This window comes from Shewanella sp. (assembly GCF_041630135.1).
Taxonomy (GTDB): Bacteria; Pseudomonadota; Gammaproteobacteria; order Enterobacterales; family Shewanellaceae; genus Shewanella.
Genome location: NZ_JBFKLW010000080.1, coordinates 1 through 15,971, shown reverse-complemented (window position 1 = coordinate 15,971; position 15,971 = coordinate 1). Strand labels below are relative to the sequence as shown.

Here is a 15,971-nt window from a genome sequence, read left to right as displayed (position 1 = left end):
TGAAAACAGCGGCGATATGCCGCTGCAGCAAGACTCTCTGGAACAGACCAGCAATGAGCAGGCTACAATGCCACCCGCCATCGGAAATGATGAGCCAGCCACAGAAACAAAAACGGCTGCGGTAAACGAAGAGCAAGACGTGGATAAAGCGCCTGATGTAGCGGATCCACAATCCCAGAAACAGGGTGTATCCAGAAAGAAAACCGCCCCTAAAACGGCATCCAAAGCCGCGACCAAACCATCAGCAAGGGCGGCAACCAAGTCCTCGGCAAAACCGGCAACAAAAGCAGCTGATAAAGCAGAAGATGCGGGCGCTGCCACAAACACCGCGCCAAAGACCGATAATAAGCCACCAAAAAGCCGAAAATCCAAGGCAAGCGCGACAGGCAAGCAAGCTGACCAATCAGCCGATTCGCCAGAATCAGTTAAACAAGAGGTGGCCGCAATAACAGAAGGTGATACCGCATCCGAAATACAACCCAAAACCACGACTCGCAGACGACGCAAAACTTCGAGCTGATATATCCCGGGGTCGGCCAACTCGGCTGGCCCCTGGTTTCCTAATCAGACTCCCGCTCACTCGCCTGTGCCTTGCCCCACTCAATCGCAAGTACCACCGGATAGGGGGACATGAACACCAACCCCAGGCCAATCAACACCGCAATAACAAGCATCCCGGTCAACTGGCCACCAACTTCAGTTCCCAGATACAACCCAATACCAGCCACCAGCATGACCACACCTATCCAGTGAAGGGTTTTCAGAAATTTCATTACACTTTTCATCGATTCCACCACATAATCGCCTTCAGGACGGCGTTCTTTGCCGTCAAAGTACATTATGGAAACCGGCATGATCAAGAAATTAGCCCCTATCGCTGTCGCCATCCTGGCTGTGGCTGGCTGCCAAACAACCCCGTCATCAACAACACCAGAACCGCTTCTTCTGGGCAGTTGGCACATTGAACAGGTCTACGACCATCCGGTAATAGACTACAGCCCGGCTCAGTTGATTTTTGAGCCCAAAGGCAAATTAACCGGTAATAACAGTTGCAACCATTTTTTCGGCTCCTACATACAGGACGGAAACCAGCTAACCTTGATGCCCGCCGGCACAACACGCAAAGCCTGTGTCGATGCCCTGATGATTCAGGAAACCCGTGTATCGGATGCCCTGCCCAAGGTACATAGCTTCAGAGAAGCCAAAGGGAAAATGCTGCTGCTTGATGAGACGGGGCAAACCATAGTGATTATGAGCCGGTTCTGATTTTCCTCAGAGAAAAAAGCCCCGCTGTCCGGGGCTTTTTCATGACTTAATGCTCGCTCACATTGCAGAGACGCTGATGCGTCCAATTACAGATCGCGGCTACCGGCCATTTCAGCGCTGGTTTCCATGTCCGCATTGTAATGCACAATATCTATCTCTCCTTCGGAGCGGGCGATAACGGTCGTTGCCACCAAATCGCCCGACACATTCACGACGGTTCGCGCCATATCCAGCACCCGGTCAATACCGGCGATTATCGCTACTCCCTCCAGTGGCAGGCCGACGGTGGTCAGCACCAGAGTTAACATCACCAGACCAGCACCGGGCACCCCGGCGGTGCCGATGGACGCCAGCGTTGCGGTCAGCACAATTGTCAGGTAATCCACCCAGGTTAAGTCCACACCGAAAGCCTGGGCCACAAACAGTGCGGTCACGCCCTGATACAGCGCCGTACCATCCATGTTAATGGTGGTGCCAAGGGGCAGAACAAAACTGGATATCTTCTTGTTTACGCCGAGATATTCGCTCGCACACTTCATGCTGGCCGGCAGGGTGCCGGCACTGCTTGAGGTGGTAAATGCCACCGCCATGGCATTGCTGATGCCTTTAAAAAACTGAATGGGATTCAGCCCGGCCACCAGTTTAAGCACCAACGAATAAAAGCCCAGAATATGCAGGGCACAGCCCAGATATACGGCAAAAATCACCTTAATCAGCGGCAGCAGCATATCCATGCCGTACTCGCCTGCCACCCAGGCCATCAGACCAAATACGCCATAAGGTGCCAGCTTCATCACCATGTCGGTGAGCTTGTACATGGCTTCGGCAAGGCTCTCAAATACCTTGATGGCAGGCTTGCCATGGTCACCAATAAGCACCAGCGCAACACCCAATGCCACTGCAAACACAATAACCTGCAAAATCTGACCACTGGCCAGCGCCGCCACTGGATTGGTGGGCACTATATTAATCAATGTATCCAGTAGCGAGGGAACCGCCTTCACCTCGGCGCTGAGATCCTGTCCTTCCAGACTAAGACCCGCACCCGGCTCCAGCAGCCAGCCCACCAACAACCCCACCGAAATAGCAATAGCAGTGGTTCCAAGATAAAACGCGAAAGATTTAAAGCCGATACGCCCCATACGAGCCGTATCCTGCATCGAGGTCACCCCCACAATCAGCGAGCAAAACACCAGCGGAACAATCAACATCTTGATGGTATTTACAAACAGAGTACCTATGGGCTTTAGCACACTGGCATCGCTTCCCAGGGTCAAACCCGCCGCTATGCCAAGCATCATACCGGTAAGAATTTGCAACCAAAGAGGCACGGCGCACCAACGGCGCCAAAGACTAGCAGAAGGGGTAGACATAGCAGAACCTTTTCAGATGAGCCAATAGGGCACGCAAGGTTCCGTCTTCGCGTGATCGGCAGCAAACGCCGACGGCGAATATTAACATTTCACCATAAAAGCCGAGAGGATCGGCTTCACAAGTTCTGCACTGTCAGGCCTCGAAAAAGCCTCGTTGCTCCTGACCAAACTGCTGCGGATACAAGGCGGCAGGTGGCTGCTCCCGCTCAATCAGGTAGCTCCAATAATCATCATCAAATCCGGCGAGTAAATCAGCTGCTCGACCTTCCTGCTTTAAAATCAAATACCACCATACCAGAGCCCAAAGGCCAAAAGTGACGAGAGTAAGACAGAAGTGCAAGGGGTGACATATCCCCTGCGGTGGCTGAGCTGGGGATACATTTTTTGAAAAACAACGAGGTCTGCTGGTATGAATCCGCTTTATCATGGAGGCCTCCACCGAATGCCAATGGTAATGCGACATTCCCTGAATTGCTGTCCTTTATCTGGAGGCACCGGGAAAAACAGGTGCCGTCCATGTCTAAAGTGTAGCCAGCTTATTCGACTTTAGTCGAATAAGCTGGTCAAACCATGATGATTGGCAATATCTGCATCCTCCAGAACAACAATCCCCGTTCGCATGCTTATATGACCGTGGTAAATTACCCGTTCAAAAACAATAACAGGAATGACCCATGAACATACGCAAGGCTGTGGCGGCCGACTTAACCGATATCGTCAATTTCAACCAGGCCATGGCAATGGAAACCGAGGGCCTGCAGCTCGATACAGCCACGCTTACCAAGGGCGTATCCACCCTGCTGGAAAACCCCGCCAAGGGCTTTTACCTGGTGGCCGATATCGATGGTGAGATTGCCGGCTCGCTGATGGTTACCTTCGAGTGGAGTGACTGGCGCGCCAAAGACTATTACTGGATCCAGAGCGTGTACATTCGCCCTGAGCACAGACGCAAAGGCATTTACTCCCGTCTGTATCAGGCCGTCAAAGACCTGGCTACCGAGTCCGGTGGCGCCGCCAGTTTCCGCCTCTATGTGGAGCAGGAAAACGCCAATGCCCAGCGCACCTACGAAGCCCTTGGCATGGAAAAGAGCTATTACCTGATGTACGAAGAAAAACCGAAAAACTGATAACAGGTTAATTTCTGAGATAAAAAAGGCCATCATCGATGGCCTTTTCAGTTTAGTCACAAATACTGGTGACCTTGATGGCAAGGCCACCCAGGCTGGTTTCACGGTACTTGGCATGCATGTCTTTGCCGGTCTCGTACATGGTGGCAATCACTTTATCGAGGCTGACTCTGGGGTCTGAAGTGCGCCGCAGCGCCATCCGCGCGGCATTCACCGCTTTCACCGCAGCAATGGCATTACGCTCGATACAGGGCACCTGCACCTGGCCTGCCACCGGATCGCAGGTCAGCCCCAGGTTGTGCTCCATGGCGATTTCAGCCGCCATACACACCTGCGCCGGACTGGCACCCATTAGCTCCGCAAGCCCTGCCGCTGCCATAGAGCAGGCTACCCCCACTTCGCCCTGACAACCCACTTCGGCACCCGAAATAGAGGCATTGCGCTTGTACAAACTGCCAATGGCCGCGGAGGCCAGCAGGAAGCGGCTGTATTCCTTTTGCCCAAGCGGCTGAATAAAGCGATCAAAGTAGGCCATCACCGCCGGAATGATCCCGGCCGCACCATTGGTAGGCGCAGTCACCACCCGGCCACCGGCGGCATTTTCTTCGCTAACCGCCAATGCAAACAGGTTAACCCAATCCACAATTTCCATCGGATCGCTGCTGATGCGGCCATTGCTTTCAAGCTGTTTCAGCAGCGCCGGTGCCCGGCGCGGCACCCGCAGAGGCCCGGCAAGCACACCTTCGGTGTGGCAGCCACGCTCAATAGCCTGCTTCATGGTCAGCCAGATATCGCGAAATCCACGATAAATATACTCTTCACTGTGACAGGCCTTTTCATTGGCCAGCATCAGGGTAGAAATGCTTACCCCTTCATCGCGGCACAGCGCTACCAAGCGCTCGGCATTTTCGAATGGATAGGGGAACAGGGTCTCGCCGCCCTGCACCTTGCCAAAATCGGCCTCCTCCACCACAAAACCACCACCGATGGAGTAGTAGGTTTTCGAGAGCAGCAGCTCATCCCCGGCAAAGGCGCTTAAGGTCATGGCGTTTTCATGCAGTGGCAAGGCATGGGGGTGAAACACCATGGCCTCGCGGGCAAAACGCACCGGTCTGCCGCTTTCAAGCCACAGGGTTTCTGACTCATTGACGGCGGCAATGGTTGCGGGGATCGCATCGATATCCACGCTTTCAGGGCTGTTGCCCATAAGCCCAAGCAAAATGGCGATGTCGGTATGGTGGCCCTTACCGGTGAGCGACAGCGAACCATATACATCGGCTTTCAGGCTATCGACCCGACCGGAAAGATTTAAGTTATCAAGAATATCCACAAAGGCTTTGGCTGCCTTCATCGGCCCGACTGTATGGGAACTCGAAGGCCCGATACCAATTTTGTAAATATCAAAGGTACTGAACATGGAAGACTCCAAAACGCAGAGGCGGCGCAGTGCGCCGCCTGTCAATCAACTTAGGCCGCCAGACCGTAGAGGATGGCAGTCATCGACAGCAAACCGGCAATTATTACGAAGATATTGCTGATGCGGCCGCGATAGGCCTTGAGCGCTGGTACGCGATACACGGCGTACATAGGCATCAGGTAAAGGATGGCGGCAATAATAGGGCCACCGAGGGCTTCAATCATGCCAAGGATGCTGGGGTTGATAACCGCAACAGCCCAGATGGTCAGGAACATAAAGCCGAGGATAAAGCGGTTCAGTTTGGCTTCGTTAACCGCCTTGCCCTTGCCTTCGAACTGCTTAACGATAATGCCGCGCATACCTTCACTGGCACCCATGTAGTGACCAAAGAAGGATGACACAATGGCCACAAAGGCGATAAAAGGACCAAAGTAGCTGATAAAGCCACTGTCGAACACGTTGGCCAGGTACGACAGAATAGGCAGGTTCTGGCTCTTGGCTTCGGCCAGCTGCGCTGGGCTTAACGACAGCACGCAAGAGAACACGAACAGCATTACAAAACCCACCAGCATCATGGCGGTGTTGCGCAGAATAATGTCGGCCTTACGCGACGCATTGGCGCCGTGCTCACGCTTGAGGGAAACCGCAAACTGACTGATAGCAGGCGAGTGGTTAAAGGCAAAAATCAGCACTGGAATCGTCAGCCAGATAGTGCCGAGAAAGTCTCCGGCGGCAGGCACTTCTTTCACCGCGGCCAGGTTCCAGTTGGGCATCATATAAAGCGACATAAAGGCAAGGATGGCCACCAGCGGATACACCAGGAACTGGGTCACCTTAAGCATCATTTTTTCACCGGCCACCATCACCGACATCATGCCGAGAATAAGCACACCCGAGAGCAGCCAGCGCGGCAGCGACTCCATACCCAGCTGGTTGACCATAAAGCTGTCGACCACGTTGGTAATACCCACGCCATAAATAAGCACTATCGGGTAAATCGCGAAGAAATACAGCAGGGTAATGGCTTTACCGGCGCCCTTGCCGAAGTGCTCTTCCACCACCTGGGTGATATCACTGCCGGCAATGGATGAGGAGCACACAAAACGCGACAGCCCGCGGTGGGCCAGATAGGTCATGGGGCCAATCAACAGTGCCATCATCACCAGCGGCCAAAAGCCACCCATACCGGCGTTAATGGGCAAAAACAAAATACCTGCGCCCACCGCTGTGCCGAACAGGCTGAGCATCCATGTGGTATCCTGCGCCGTCCAGGGCATGGCACTATTTACTGGCGCAGAAGATGTGTGTGAGGGGGTTGCTTGCCGGGTAGCGGCAGTCATGGCTTCGTTGGACATAGGCTCAACCTTGGCACCGAAAGTGCGGTAAACATTGGGGTATGAGTCGCGACTCAAAATTCGCCGAGAGCATAGCCAAAAGGCAAAATCCAACCTTTGATCCACAGTCAAATTACGTAATTAAATTTCATCAAATGCTGATATTGCGATCCTGATCTCGCTGTTTATGTAATTAATTTTCATATCAACAGCCATTCCATAACCCGCCGTTAACCCCGGGAAACGCCGGAGATACAAGTGCCACACTGACCCAACCAAAGTGCGCCAGCCGGCAATCCTGTTACGGTTAAAAACGGCGAAGCTTATCCTGCAGGCCCCATAAAAGTTTCCCGCCCACTGACTGCAACCACACAAACCCAGGCAAGCAGCTTGCTGCATCAGGTAACAGGGGTGACAATAGGCTCAGCTTCCGGGCAATAAAGCCCGGGCACTTTAAAATTCAACCACTGTTTGCCAAAGGCTATATCCTTCATGACCCAAGAATTGATTCCCGTGCTGGTGGGCTCTACCAATCCGGTAAAGGTTGCCGCCGCCAAACATGCCTTTGAGGCACTGTTTCCCCATGCCGTTATTGAATGCAAAGGTATGTCGGTGCCCTCTGGCGTGCCCGACCAACCCATGACCAGTGCCGATACCCGCCTCGGCGCTGTCAATCGTGCCAGAGCCTGCGAAGCCAAGGGCGGTGCCCTGTTTTATGTGGCCATGGAAGGCGGCGTCGACCGGCTCGAAGATGGCCCGGCCACCTTCGCCTACGTGGTCATTATCCGTGAAGGCGGTGAGATGGCGGTGGGCCGCAGCAGCCAGTTGCCTTTGCCTGAGCAGGTATTTGCTGCCCTTGAGGCGGGCGAAGAACTTGGCCATGTGATGGACCGGCTGTTTAACACCACCAATATCAAGCAGGCGGGCGGCGCCATTGCACTGCTGACCCACAATGCCGAAACCCGCGAAAGCAGCTACCGTCAGGCGCTCATTCTTGCCATGGCACCGCTGCTGCATCCCGAGCTTTACCACAATCTGTGATCCCGGGACTTGCCAGACGTTAAAAAAGTGTTAGTTTAGTTGTAATTCGCAACGAACCTGACTGAAAGATGGATAAATCCGATAACTCACCCGCGCCTTTGGCACGGGAAATCCGCCAGCTGTCACGCCAATTGGTGCGACAGCTCGGCATGCTCTCCGGCGCCAGTGGTCAGTTGCCCTTAAGCCCTGTTCAGGCCCATGCGCTGCTGGAGCTGGGTCAACAAAGCTTGTCCATCAAGCAATTGGCGCTGGTGCTGAATATCGACAAATCCAACGCCAGCCGCGCTGTGACTCACCTGGTAGAGAAAAAACTCGCCGAGACCAAGGTTAACAATCGCGACAGCCGCAGCCTGCAGGCAAGCCTCACCGCCAAGGGGCGCGCCATGCTGGTAAAACTGGACGAGCAGCAGGACAGCTATTTCCATCAGGTGTTGTCGCAGTTAAGCAATGAAGAGAGCCAACAGATTGCCCTGGCACTCGGCCGCTTCCAGCGGGCGATCATCCAGTCCAAGGCCCAGGATGGCATTGAGATCCGCCCCATCACCCAAGACGATAACGCCGCCATAGCCGCCGTTATCCGTGCCGTGTCTGCCGAATATGGCCTGACCCCGGACAAAGGCTATGGGGTAGCCGACCCCACCCTCGACTGCTTAAGCGAGGTCTACAACGTGCCCGGTGCCATCTATTGGGTGATATTGGATAAAGGCGAAGTACTGGGGGGCGGTGGCATTGCCCCACTCGCCAGCGAGCCCGGCGTGTGCGAGCTGCAAAAGATGTACTTTATGCCCGCCATCCGCGGCAAGGGGCTGGCCCGGCGTCTGGCCAATCATGCGCTGGCCTTTGCCCGCGAAGCGGGCTACCGCGAATGCTACCTTGAAACCACCGCTGTACTGATTGAAGCGGTAAAACTATACGAATCCCTTGGATTTGAACACCTTACCGCCCCTATGGGTGCCACAGGTCACGATGCCTGTGAAATGCCCATGCTCAAACGTTTAACGTAAATCAGCACATACCCAGGCCAGGCTGTCGTTTTTTTACGCTGTCGCGCGCTCCCGTGCCGGGGCCGCTTGCATTAAAAGGCAAACTTGATAGTTTCAGGATATTGGGCCTTCAGAGGATTTTTTCATGGAATATCGCCGCCTGCCCCACTCCAGCCTTGAGGTCAGTACCCTGTGCCTTGGCACCATGACCTGGGGCGAACAGAACACCGAAGCCGAAGCCTTCGCACAGCTCGATTACGCCATCGGCCGCGGCATTAACTTTATCGACGCCGCCGAAATGTATCCGGTGCCGCCACGCCCAGAGACTCAGGGCGCCACTGAGCAAATTCTTGGTAATTATCTAAAAGCCCGGGGCAACCGTGACGATTTGATTATCGCCACCAAAATCTGCGCCCACGGTGGCAAGGGCGACTATATCCGCCCCAAGATGGCGCTGGACTGGAACAATATTCACGAGGCAGTGGATGCCTCTCTCACCCGCCTTGGCATAGACACCATTGACCTGTATCAGCTGCACTGGCCCGACAGAAACACCAACTTCTTCGGCGAGCTGATGTACGAGCGTGATGACGCCGAGCACCAGACACCCATTATCGAAACCCTCGAAGCGCTGGCCGAACTGATCCGGGTGGGGAAAATCCGCTACATAGGGGTGTCCAACGAGACACCCTGGGGGATCATGAAGTACCTGCATCTGGCCGATAAACACGGATTGCCGCGTATCGTCTCGATTCAAAACCCCTACAATCTGCTTAACCGCAGCTTTGAAGTGGGTATGAGCGAAATCAGCCACCGCGAAGAACTGCCGCTGCTGGCCTACTCGCCACTGGCCTTTGGCACTCTTACCGGCAAGTACCTCGATGGCAACTGGCCCGAAAAAGCCCGCCTTACCCTGTTCAAACGCTTTGCCCGCTACACAGGTTCAGACACCGCCAAAGCCGCCACCCAAGCCTATGTAAAGCTTGCCAAAGAGTTTGGCTTAAGCCCTGCGCAAATGGCACTGGCCTTTGTCAACAGCCAAAGCTTCGTCGGCAGTAACATCATAGGTGCCACCAATCTTGAGCAGCTTAAAGAGAACATCGACAGCCTCGATGTTACCCTGTCAGCCGAGCTTTTTGAGCGCATTAACGCCCTTGGTGAAATCTACCGCCTGCCCTGCCCCTGAAAATCCGCAATATCCGGCGCGCGGCCTTGCAATGGCCGCGCAAATCCTTAAAGATCACAGCATTCGCTTTTTTTAGCCGTACGCTTTGACAGTTAATGGATATATCCAGCCTTCGCGCCCAGTTTCCCGCCCTCGACCAACAGATAGGTGACTATCCGCTGGTGTATCTCGACACCGCTGCCACCAGCCAAAAGCCACGGCAGGTGCTGGATGCCATGGCGCAGTTTCTGGCAACCGACAACGCCAACGTGCACCGCGCCGCCCACACGCTGTCGGCCCGCGCCACCGCACGTTACGAAGCGGTGCGCGATAAGCTGCAACGCTTTATTCATGCCAGTCGGCGCGAAGAGATTATTTTCACCCATGGCACCACCGAGGCAATAAATCTGGTGGCTCACGGCCTGACGCCCCAGCTTGGCCGCGGCGATATCATCCTGGTGGACAGCGCCGCCCACCACGCCAATCTGGTGCCCTGGCAGGAACTGGCCAAACGCAGTGGCGCTGTGGTTAAGCCCATTCCCCTGACCCATGATCTGCGCCTGGATGAAGCCGCTTTCGATGGGCTGTTAACCGAAAATGTAAAGCTGGTGGCGCTCAGTCACATCTCCAACGTGCTCGGCACTGTGAATGATGTCAAAGCCCTGTGCGCCAAAGCCCGCGCCAAAGGGGCGTTAACCCTGGTGGATGGCGCTCAGGCGGTAGCCCACCGCGCGGTGGATGTGATGGATATCGGCTGCGACTTTTACGTGTTCTCCGGCCACAAAATGTATGGCCCCGATGGCGTGGGCGTGCTCTTCGGCCGCTTTGAGGTGCTCGATACGCTCACACCCCTGCTCACCGGCGGCGAAATGATTAAGACCGTCAGCTTCGATGGCACCCATTTTGGCGAGTTGCCAAACCGCCTCGAGGCCGGCACCCCGCCCATTGCCTCTGTGATAGGCCTTGGTGCCGCCATCGACTTTTTAAACACGCTCGATCGCGCCGCCCTCGAGCGCCACGAACAGCAGCTCATGAGCCAGCTCACCCGGGGGCTTGCCAGCATCCCCGCCGTCAAACTCTATGGCGTTGCCACCGAGACCTTTGCTCAAGAGGCACTGGCGCCGGAAGCAGCAAACAGCGGCGCCGTGGCCTTTAACCTTGCTGATGAACATCATCAGGACGTGGGCATATTGCTGGATAAATATGGTATTGCGGTGCGCTGCGGCCACCACTGCGCCATGCCGCTGATGGCAATTATTGGGGTGAAGGGGTGCTGCCGCGCCTCCATCGGCCTCTATACCAGCAAAGACGATATCGACCGTTTTATTGCGGCGCTCAAAAACTGCGCCGAACTGCTGGGGCTGGATGACTGACCGCCCAGGTTCAGCAAACTATTTTTTCAGAGGACAGCATGTCTGATAAAAGCACAGCCGAGCGCCCACAGGCCAATGACTTCAGCGCCCGCCACACCGCCAGCCAACAGGCATTGCTTGCCCTGGGCGAGCAGGTCGCATCAGCCCCCAATTGGCAGGAGAAATACCGCGCCCTGATGCTCGGCGGCAAGGCGCTCACGCCACTGCCGGCTCAGTGGCAGACAGAAGAGGCGCGGGTGCGCGGCTGCGAAAGTGCCGCCTGGCTGTATCACCACGCAAACGCACAGGCAGGTGAACTGCGGCATTATTTTATTGCCGCCTCGGATGCCCGTATCGTCAATGGCCTGATTGCCCTGCTGCTGGGTCAGCTTTCCGGCCAGACGGCGCAATACATTACCGCATTCGATATTGAAGCTTATTTCAAAGCCATTGGCCTCGATGGGCAACTCAGTCCTTCGCGCACCAACGGCCTTTACGCCCTGGCTCAAGCCATTCAGACCTTTGCCAGCCAAGGCGAAAATTGACTTATAAGGAACCGGCATGACTGACATACACAAGCGTTCGCTGCTCAAGGCCATGGGCGCAGGCGCCCTGTTGGCCGGACTGCCAATAGCAGGCCTGGCCCAAAAGCCGGCAGGCTCAGGCAAGCTCCCCAAAACAGCAGCCAAGCCACTGTTTATCGACGGTCTGTCGTTTTTACCGGATGACCTTGCCGATCTTCGCGCCTCCAAGCTGAATGCCTACCTTTGCGATATTTCCGCCATCGAAGAAGTGGTGCAGGAAGACGGCACAGTCAACTACAAGCGCACCTACAAGGCGTGCATGAAGTCCATCAGAGAAGCCACCGCCCGGGTTGCCGCCAATCCCGATGTTCTGCTTCAGGGCCTCAGTGGCAGCGATATCACCCTCGCCCGCGACACAGGCCGCACCGCACTGTTTTTCCAGATACAGGGCGCCGACTGCGTCGAAGAGCGGCTTTCACAGGTGGATGAGTTTTACCGCCAGGGCCTGAGGGTATTGCAGCTCACCCACCACTACGGCAACAGCTTTGCCGGTGGCGCACTGGATTACGACGAGCGCGGCGGCCTCAACCTGCCACTGTCACCCAAGGGCTTTGCCTTGGTGGATAAACTGAACGACAGCGGCATTTTGATTGATTTAAGCCACTCGTCCGAGCAAACAGCGCTGGATACCCTTAAAGCCTCACGCATGCCTGTGGTGCAAAGCCATGGCGCAGTACGCGCCATCGTTAACCACGCCCGCTGCTCGCCAGACTCAGTTATCCGCGCCATCGCCGACAGCGGCGGCGTGTTTGGCGTGTTTATGATGAGCTTCTGGCTCACCAATGACCCTGTGCCCACGACGGCCCATTACCTGGCTCAGCTTAAGCATGTGGCCAATGTGGGTGGCATCGATGCCGTGGCCATTGCCAACGACTATCCGCTGCGCGGCCAGGAAAACCTGCTCAAACTCAACAATGACAATGCCGAAGGGGTAAAAGAGTATCTGGACTGGTGGCACAGCCTGCGCGCCAAAAAGGTGCTTGGCTTCGACCATGAGCCGGTGCACGTGGTCATTCCCGAGCTTAACCATATCGAGCGCATGTCGCGCATTTACGATGCTCTCAAAGCCGCAGGCTTCAGTGCCAGCGACACCGATAAGATTGTCGGTGGCAACTGGCAGCGGGTATTGCAGCAAGTGCTGGTGTAAGCGGCGATGGCGCTGCGGCTGGCACTAGTTAGCAGAGAGTGTGCGGATTTGGGAGATTAACGTTTAGCGCTGGGGCGGGGTGACGAGTCCCAAGCCCGCTGCGAAGCGAATTTTGGCGGGCTTTCTCCAGCCGCATCTTGTTAGTTACTGATCACTGACTTATTCGTTGTTATTTTGTTTTCTCTTTTGCTCTAAGCCAATTGCAGCGCCAATTGCAACCCCGACTCCTATTCCTAGAGCTAGATTTCCAAGAGCTACACCAATGCCAGAACCAATCGCGATCCCTATACCAAGGCCAAATGCTACTGGATTTTTTTTAGCTATATCATTTTTGTTCCAATTACCCATTTGAACTCCATAAGCAACTAGCGCAATGCACACGGGCGACGAGCCGCGCAGCGGGTTGACGTCCCAGCGGCCGCAGGCCGCGAGTGATGCGCCTTGTTATGTGTTTTTAACCAAGCCATCGATTACTTCTGATGCCTCTTTTAAACCAGCACCGGTAATTTTGCGATAAAGCCGGATAGCCTTTAACCTTTGGCCGGCTTTTACCGCCTTATGAACCTCAACCGGAACAAGGGTGCCATCGTCAAATTCAATACCTGTATGTTTGAAAAGAGCATCTACTTTAACTTCCAAAAAACGAATCCTTTTCCGGTAAGTATCAAGTTGCGTATTTACAATCAGATATAGCGCGACCAAGCATGGAAATAAAACTCCTAATAATTCAGCCAATCTGTCTACTCCTTAAAACACGTAACAGCTGTATAGTGCGCATGCACGCTTTTATCCGCGTGGTGTACAGAGCATTCCCACCCTAGTTCAACCAGGCAAAACGTCACAACACACTGTTTTTCAATTTGATTTACAACTTAGTAAATATCATCTGTGACTGAAAGTGAGCATGGGCGTATTTGCGAACTGGCAGCTATTCATTCCGCTCATCTTGCCGATCTTCTCATGCCGCGCTTGATGTCAAAGCCGCTTCAACCGACACCTGCTGACGATGCGATCGGATTCAGGGCTTGGCCTGTACCGGTGCTAAAAAGCGTCCGCGTTTACCAAGCCACAGCAACATAGCAATCAGCACCAGCGCCACCAGCACCACTGTGACTATGCTATCCTCCGGCCCGACTGTGCCGCCACTGAGCCAGTTGGGGCCGGTATAGCTGCTCTCGAAGGGGGCAAGCGCGCGCCAGTCGTCCAGCCCTGACAGCGGCAGTCCGGTGAGCAGCACCGCAAAGTTCCAGGCTGCATGGTTGACAGCCACCACCCAAATATTGCGGCTTTGCACAAACAGCACTGTCCAGAACGCCCCTATCAGGGTGCCCGAAATCACGGTAACCACCAGCTCAGGCGTACCCAGATTGCTGTCGAGATTAGCGATGTGCAGCACCGAGAAAATCAGTGATTGCAGCCACAGCGCCGGCACCGTGCCCCAGGCGCTTTCCAGTGCCTGAAACATCACGCCGCGAAACACCACTTCTTCAATGGTGGCGGCGACCAAAATCACGCCCGCAACGCCAAACAGCGCGCTGCTGAAACCGCGATACTCATTGAGCTGATACACCCCGGTTGCAAACAGCAGCATTGATGCCAGCGCAATCATGGCAACCGCCAGCAAAGCGCCAAGGGCAATGCTGGCGGGCCTGAGGGCAAGCTCTGCTGGGCGGCGCTTTTCAGCCACATGCACATAGCCCCAGTAACCCAGCAGCAAGCACACTAAAATACCGCCACGGCGCAGCGCCGCAAGTTCGCTCTCCCCAAGCGACAACAACTTGGCCAAAAGCGGCAATAGCCCAAAACGAAACAGCGCAATGGCGCCACCAATAAAGAGGGCGGCAATGAGCAGCTTGATCAGCACGCCTCTCAAGGTGCATAAATTTCCCGCCATATCCCTTGCTTTCATATCCATGAACACATCCTGCCTATAAATCCCTGCTCAACCCGCGCTTGCACACGTGCACAATAGCTGCGGCCGCTATTGTTGTTATGCCAGCGCTTTGCACTTCACAAATGAAGCAACTACAGTAACTTACTGCCACAAGCATTGGCGAGCAATAATCAAACAAAGGCCGACACAAAATTAAGCAGCAGCTTATATAAGCCATGCTGACTGTGTGCCACCCGGCCTGTTTCCCGGCTACAGACAGTCAGCATCTGCTAAGCAAAAAGCCCGCAATCGCGGGCTTTTTGTATTCGTAATCAGTGCGTGTGAAACCAAATCAGTGGCTGGGTTTGGCCTCGCCGAGCTTCTCGATAATCAGTACCAGAGCAATACCCGCAAAGGCGCAGACGATGGCAAAAACCAGCTGTGATGACTCGCCGCTCTGCTGCTCAAAGCCCCATGGGGTTAAGTTTTGCTGCGCCAGTGGCACCTGCTCGCCATGGGAGTTGGTGCGCCAGCTGATAGTTTCTTTCCAGGGCCAGATCTTACCCAGGGTGCCCAGCATCAATCCGGTGAGAAAGAAGATAGAAGCGTCGTGGAATTTACGCAGCAGCATCGACAGCAAATGGCTGAAACTTAAGATGCCGCAAATAGCGCCCATAGCAAAGCAGGCAAGGATATCGAGCTGCAATCCCTTGGCAGCGGCAAGCACCGCAGGGTAGAGGCCGAGCAAGAGCAGGATAAAGCTGCCGGAAATGCCCGGCAAAATCATGGCGCAAATGGCAATAGCACCGCCGAGGAACACGTTAAGATAGGTGGCCGGAATTTCTGTGGGGGTAAGCACGGTAATGCCCCAGGCCACCAGGGCACCGAGGGCAAACAGCGCAATCCGCCCTGCATTGAAGCCTGTAACCTGGCGCAGCATATGCCACACTGACACCAAAATCAGGCCAAAAAAGAAAGACCACACAGGAATGGGATGGTTTGCCAACAGGTAAGAAATCAGCTTGGCGAGGCTGAAAATACTGGTGAGGATACCGCCAAACAGACACACCAGGAAGGTGCCATTGATCCGCTCCCAGGCAGCCTTGCCCCCCTCTTCACGTATTAGCTTGATAAGCGAGGGGTTAATCGCCCTTACGCTGTCCAGCAGCTTATCCAGGATCCCCGTGATAAAGGCGATGGTGCCGCCGGATACACCGGGCACCACGTCGGCTGCGCCCATGGCGAGCCCTTTAAAGTAGGTCAGTAAGTTGTTCACCCAATTCCCCAAAAAATACCGGCACCTGGCCGA

The 15,971-nt window shown here is 54.9% G+C and carries 18 protein-coding genes; 8 read left to right on the top strand and 10 right to left on the bottom strand.

Translation table 11 applies throughout. The annotated features are described in order from the left end of the window. Together ABYK60_RS16835 and ABYK60_RS16830 are read right to left on the bottom strand one after the other, a co-directional pair. Positions 1-540: hypothetical protein (locus tag ABYK60_RS16835; protein ID WP_372873163.1), on the bottom strand; the 540-nt coding region annotated here is incomplete at its 3' end. Between the two features lie 20 nt (positions 541-560). Continuing rightward, positions 561-797: a hypothetical protein gene (locus ABYK60_RS16830; RefSeq protein ID WP_372873166.1), complete on the bottom strand. Its 237-nt coding sequence runs from the start codon at positions 795-797 to the stop codon at positions 561-563. Between the two features lie 55 nt (positions 798-852). Between ABYK60_RS16830 and ABYK60_RS16825 the strand changes: the two genes are divergently transcribed. Beyond that, entirely contained in the window at positions 853-1,266 is a 414-nt protein-coding gene (locus ABYK60_RS16825) for an META domain-containing protein (protein ID WP_372873162.1), read from the top strand. 86 nt (positions 1,267-1,352) lie between these two features. Here ABYK60_RS16825 and ABYK60_RS16820 read toward each other — a convergent pair whose 3' ends face one another. Together ABYK60_RS16820 and ABYK60_RS16815 are read right to left on the bottom strand one after the other, a co-directional pair. Further along, positions 1,353-2,639: a dicarboxylate/amino acid:cation symporter gene (locus ABYK60_RS16820; protein ID WP_372873161.1), complete on the bottom strand. Its 1,287-nt coding sequence runs from the start codon at positions 2,637-2,639 to the stop codon at positions 1,353-1,355. Between the two features lie 133 nt (positions 2,640-2,772). Continuing rightward, positions 2,773-3,066 (bottom strand): hypothetical protein, encoded by a 294-nt coding sequence (locus ABYK60_RS16815; protein ID WP_372873160.1) that lies wholly within the window; start codon positions 3,064-3,066, stop codon positions 2,773-2,775. 247 nt (positions 3,067-3,313) lie between these two features. Between ABYK60_RS16815 and ABYK60_RS16810 the strand changes: the two genes are divergently transcribed. Next, positions 3,314-3,766, top strand: a complete 453-nt coding sequence (locus tag ABYK60_RS16810; RefSeq protein ID WP_372873159.1) for an N-acetyltransferase family protein — start codon at positions 3,314-3,316, stop codon at positions 3,764-3,766. Between the two features lie 52 nt (positions 3,767-3,818). Here ABYK60_RS16810 and ABYK60_RS16805 read toward each other — a convergent pair whose 3' ends face one another. Together ABYK60_RS16805 and ABYK60_RS16800 are read right to left on the bottom strand one after the other, a co-directional pair. Then, complete coding sequence (locus ABYK60_RS16805; protein ID WP_372873158.1) at positions 3,819-5,183, bottom strand: L-serine ammonia-lyase; 1,365 nt, start codon at positions 5,181-5,183, stop codon at positions 3,819-3,821. A 50-nt stretch (positions 5,184-5,233) separates the two neighbouring features. After that, on the bottom strand, positions 5,234-6,460 hold the full coding sequence (locus ABYK60_RS16800; protein ID WP_372873165.1) for a serine/threonine transporter: 1,227 nt from the start codon (positions 6,458-6,460) through the stop codon (positions 5,234-5,236). A 549-nt stretch (positions 6,461-7,009) separates the two neighbouring features. On the opposite strand from ABYK60_RS16800, the gene yjjX reads away from it, so the two are divergent. The 6 genes from yjjX (at position 7,010) to ABYK60_RS16770 (ending at position 12,789) form a co-directional block, all read left to right on the top strand. After that, positions 7,010-7,558 carry an inosine/xanthosine triphosphatase gene (gene yjjX / locus ABYK60_RS16795; protein WP_372873157.1) on the top strand — a complete coding sequence of 183 codons (549 nt, stop codon included), beginning with the start codon at positions 7,010-7,012 and terminating at the stop codon, positions 7,556-7,558. A 68-nt stretch (positions 7,559-7,626) separates the two neighbouring features. Continuing rightward, entirely contained in the window at positions 7,627-8,562 is a 936-nt protein-coding gene (locus ABYK60_RS16790) for a GNAT family N-acetyltransferase (protein ID WP_372873156.1), read from the top strand. 124 nt (positions 8,563-8,686) lie between these two features. After that, a complete protein-coding gene (locus tag ABYK60_RS16785) occupies positions 8,687-9,727 on the top strand; it encodes an NADP(H)-dependent aldo-keto reductase (protein WP_372873155.1) in 1,041 nt (346 codons plus the stop codon). Positions 9,728-9,822: 95 nt separating this feature from the next. Further along, entirely contained in the window at positions 9,823-11,079 is a 1,257-nt protein-coding gene (locus tag ABYK60_RS16780) for an aminotransferase class V-fold PLP-dependent enzyme (protein WP_372873154.1), read from the top strand. Positions 11,080-11,117: 38 nt separating this feature from the next. Beyond that, complete coding sequence (locus ABYK60_RS16775; protein WP_372873153.1) at positions 11,118-11,603, top strand: SufE family protein; 486 nt, start codon at positions 11,118-11,120, stop codon at positions 11,601-11,603. Between the two features lie 16 nt (positions 11,604-11,619). After that, a complete protein-coding gene (locus ABYK60_RS16770; protein ID WP_372873152.1) occupies positions 11,620-12,789 on the top strand; it encodes a membrane dipeptidase in 1,170 nt (389 codons plus the stop codon). A 159-nt stretch (positions 12,790-12,948) separates the two neighbouring features. Here the strand turns inward: ABYK60_RS16770 and ABYK60_RS16765 are convergent, their stop codons facing one another. The 4 genes from ABYK60_RS16765 to ABYK60_RS16750 all read right to left on the bottom strand — a co-directional run bounded on the left by ABYK60_RS16765 (position 12,949) and on the right by ABYK60_RS16750 (position 15,938). Beyond that, positions 12,949-13,137, bottom strand: a complete 189-nt coding sequence (locus tag ABYK60_RS16765; protein ID WP_372873151.1) for a hypothetical protein — start codon at positions 13,135-13,137, stop codon at positions 12,949-12,951. A gap of 96 nt (positions 13,138-13,233) precedes the next feature. Continuing rightward, complete coding sequence (locus ABYK60_RS16760; RefSeq protein WP_372873150.1) at positions 13,234-13,524, bottom strand: hypothetical protein; 291 nt, start codon at positions 13,522-13,524, stop codon at positions 13,234-13,236. A gap of 283 nt (positions 13,525-13,807) precedes the next feature. Further along, positions 13,808-14,704, bottom strand: coding sequence for a lysostaphin resistance A-like protein (locus ABYK60_RS16755; RefSeq protein ID WP_372873149.1), 897 nt, complete (start codon positions 14,702-14,704; stop codon positions 13,808-13,810). 310 nt (positions 14,705-15,014) lie between these two features. Next, positions 15,015-15,938, bottom strand: a complete 924-nt coding sequence (locus ABYK60_RS16750) for a DUF368 domain-containing protein (protein ID WP_372873164.1) — start codon at positions 15,936-15,938, stop codon at positions 15,015-15,017. Positions 15,939-15,971: the final 33 nt, after the last annotated feature.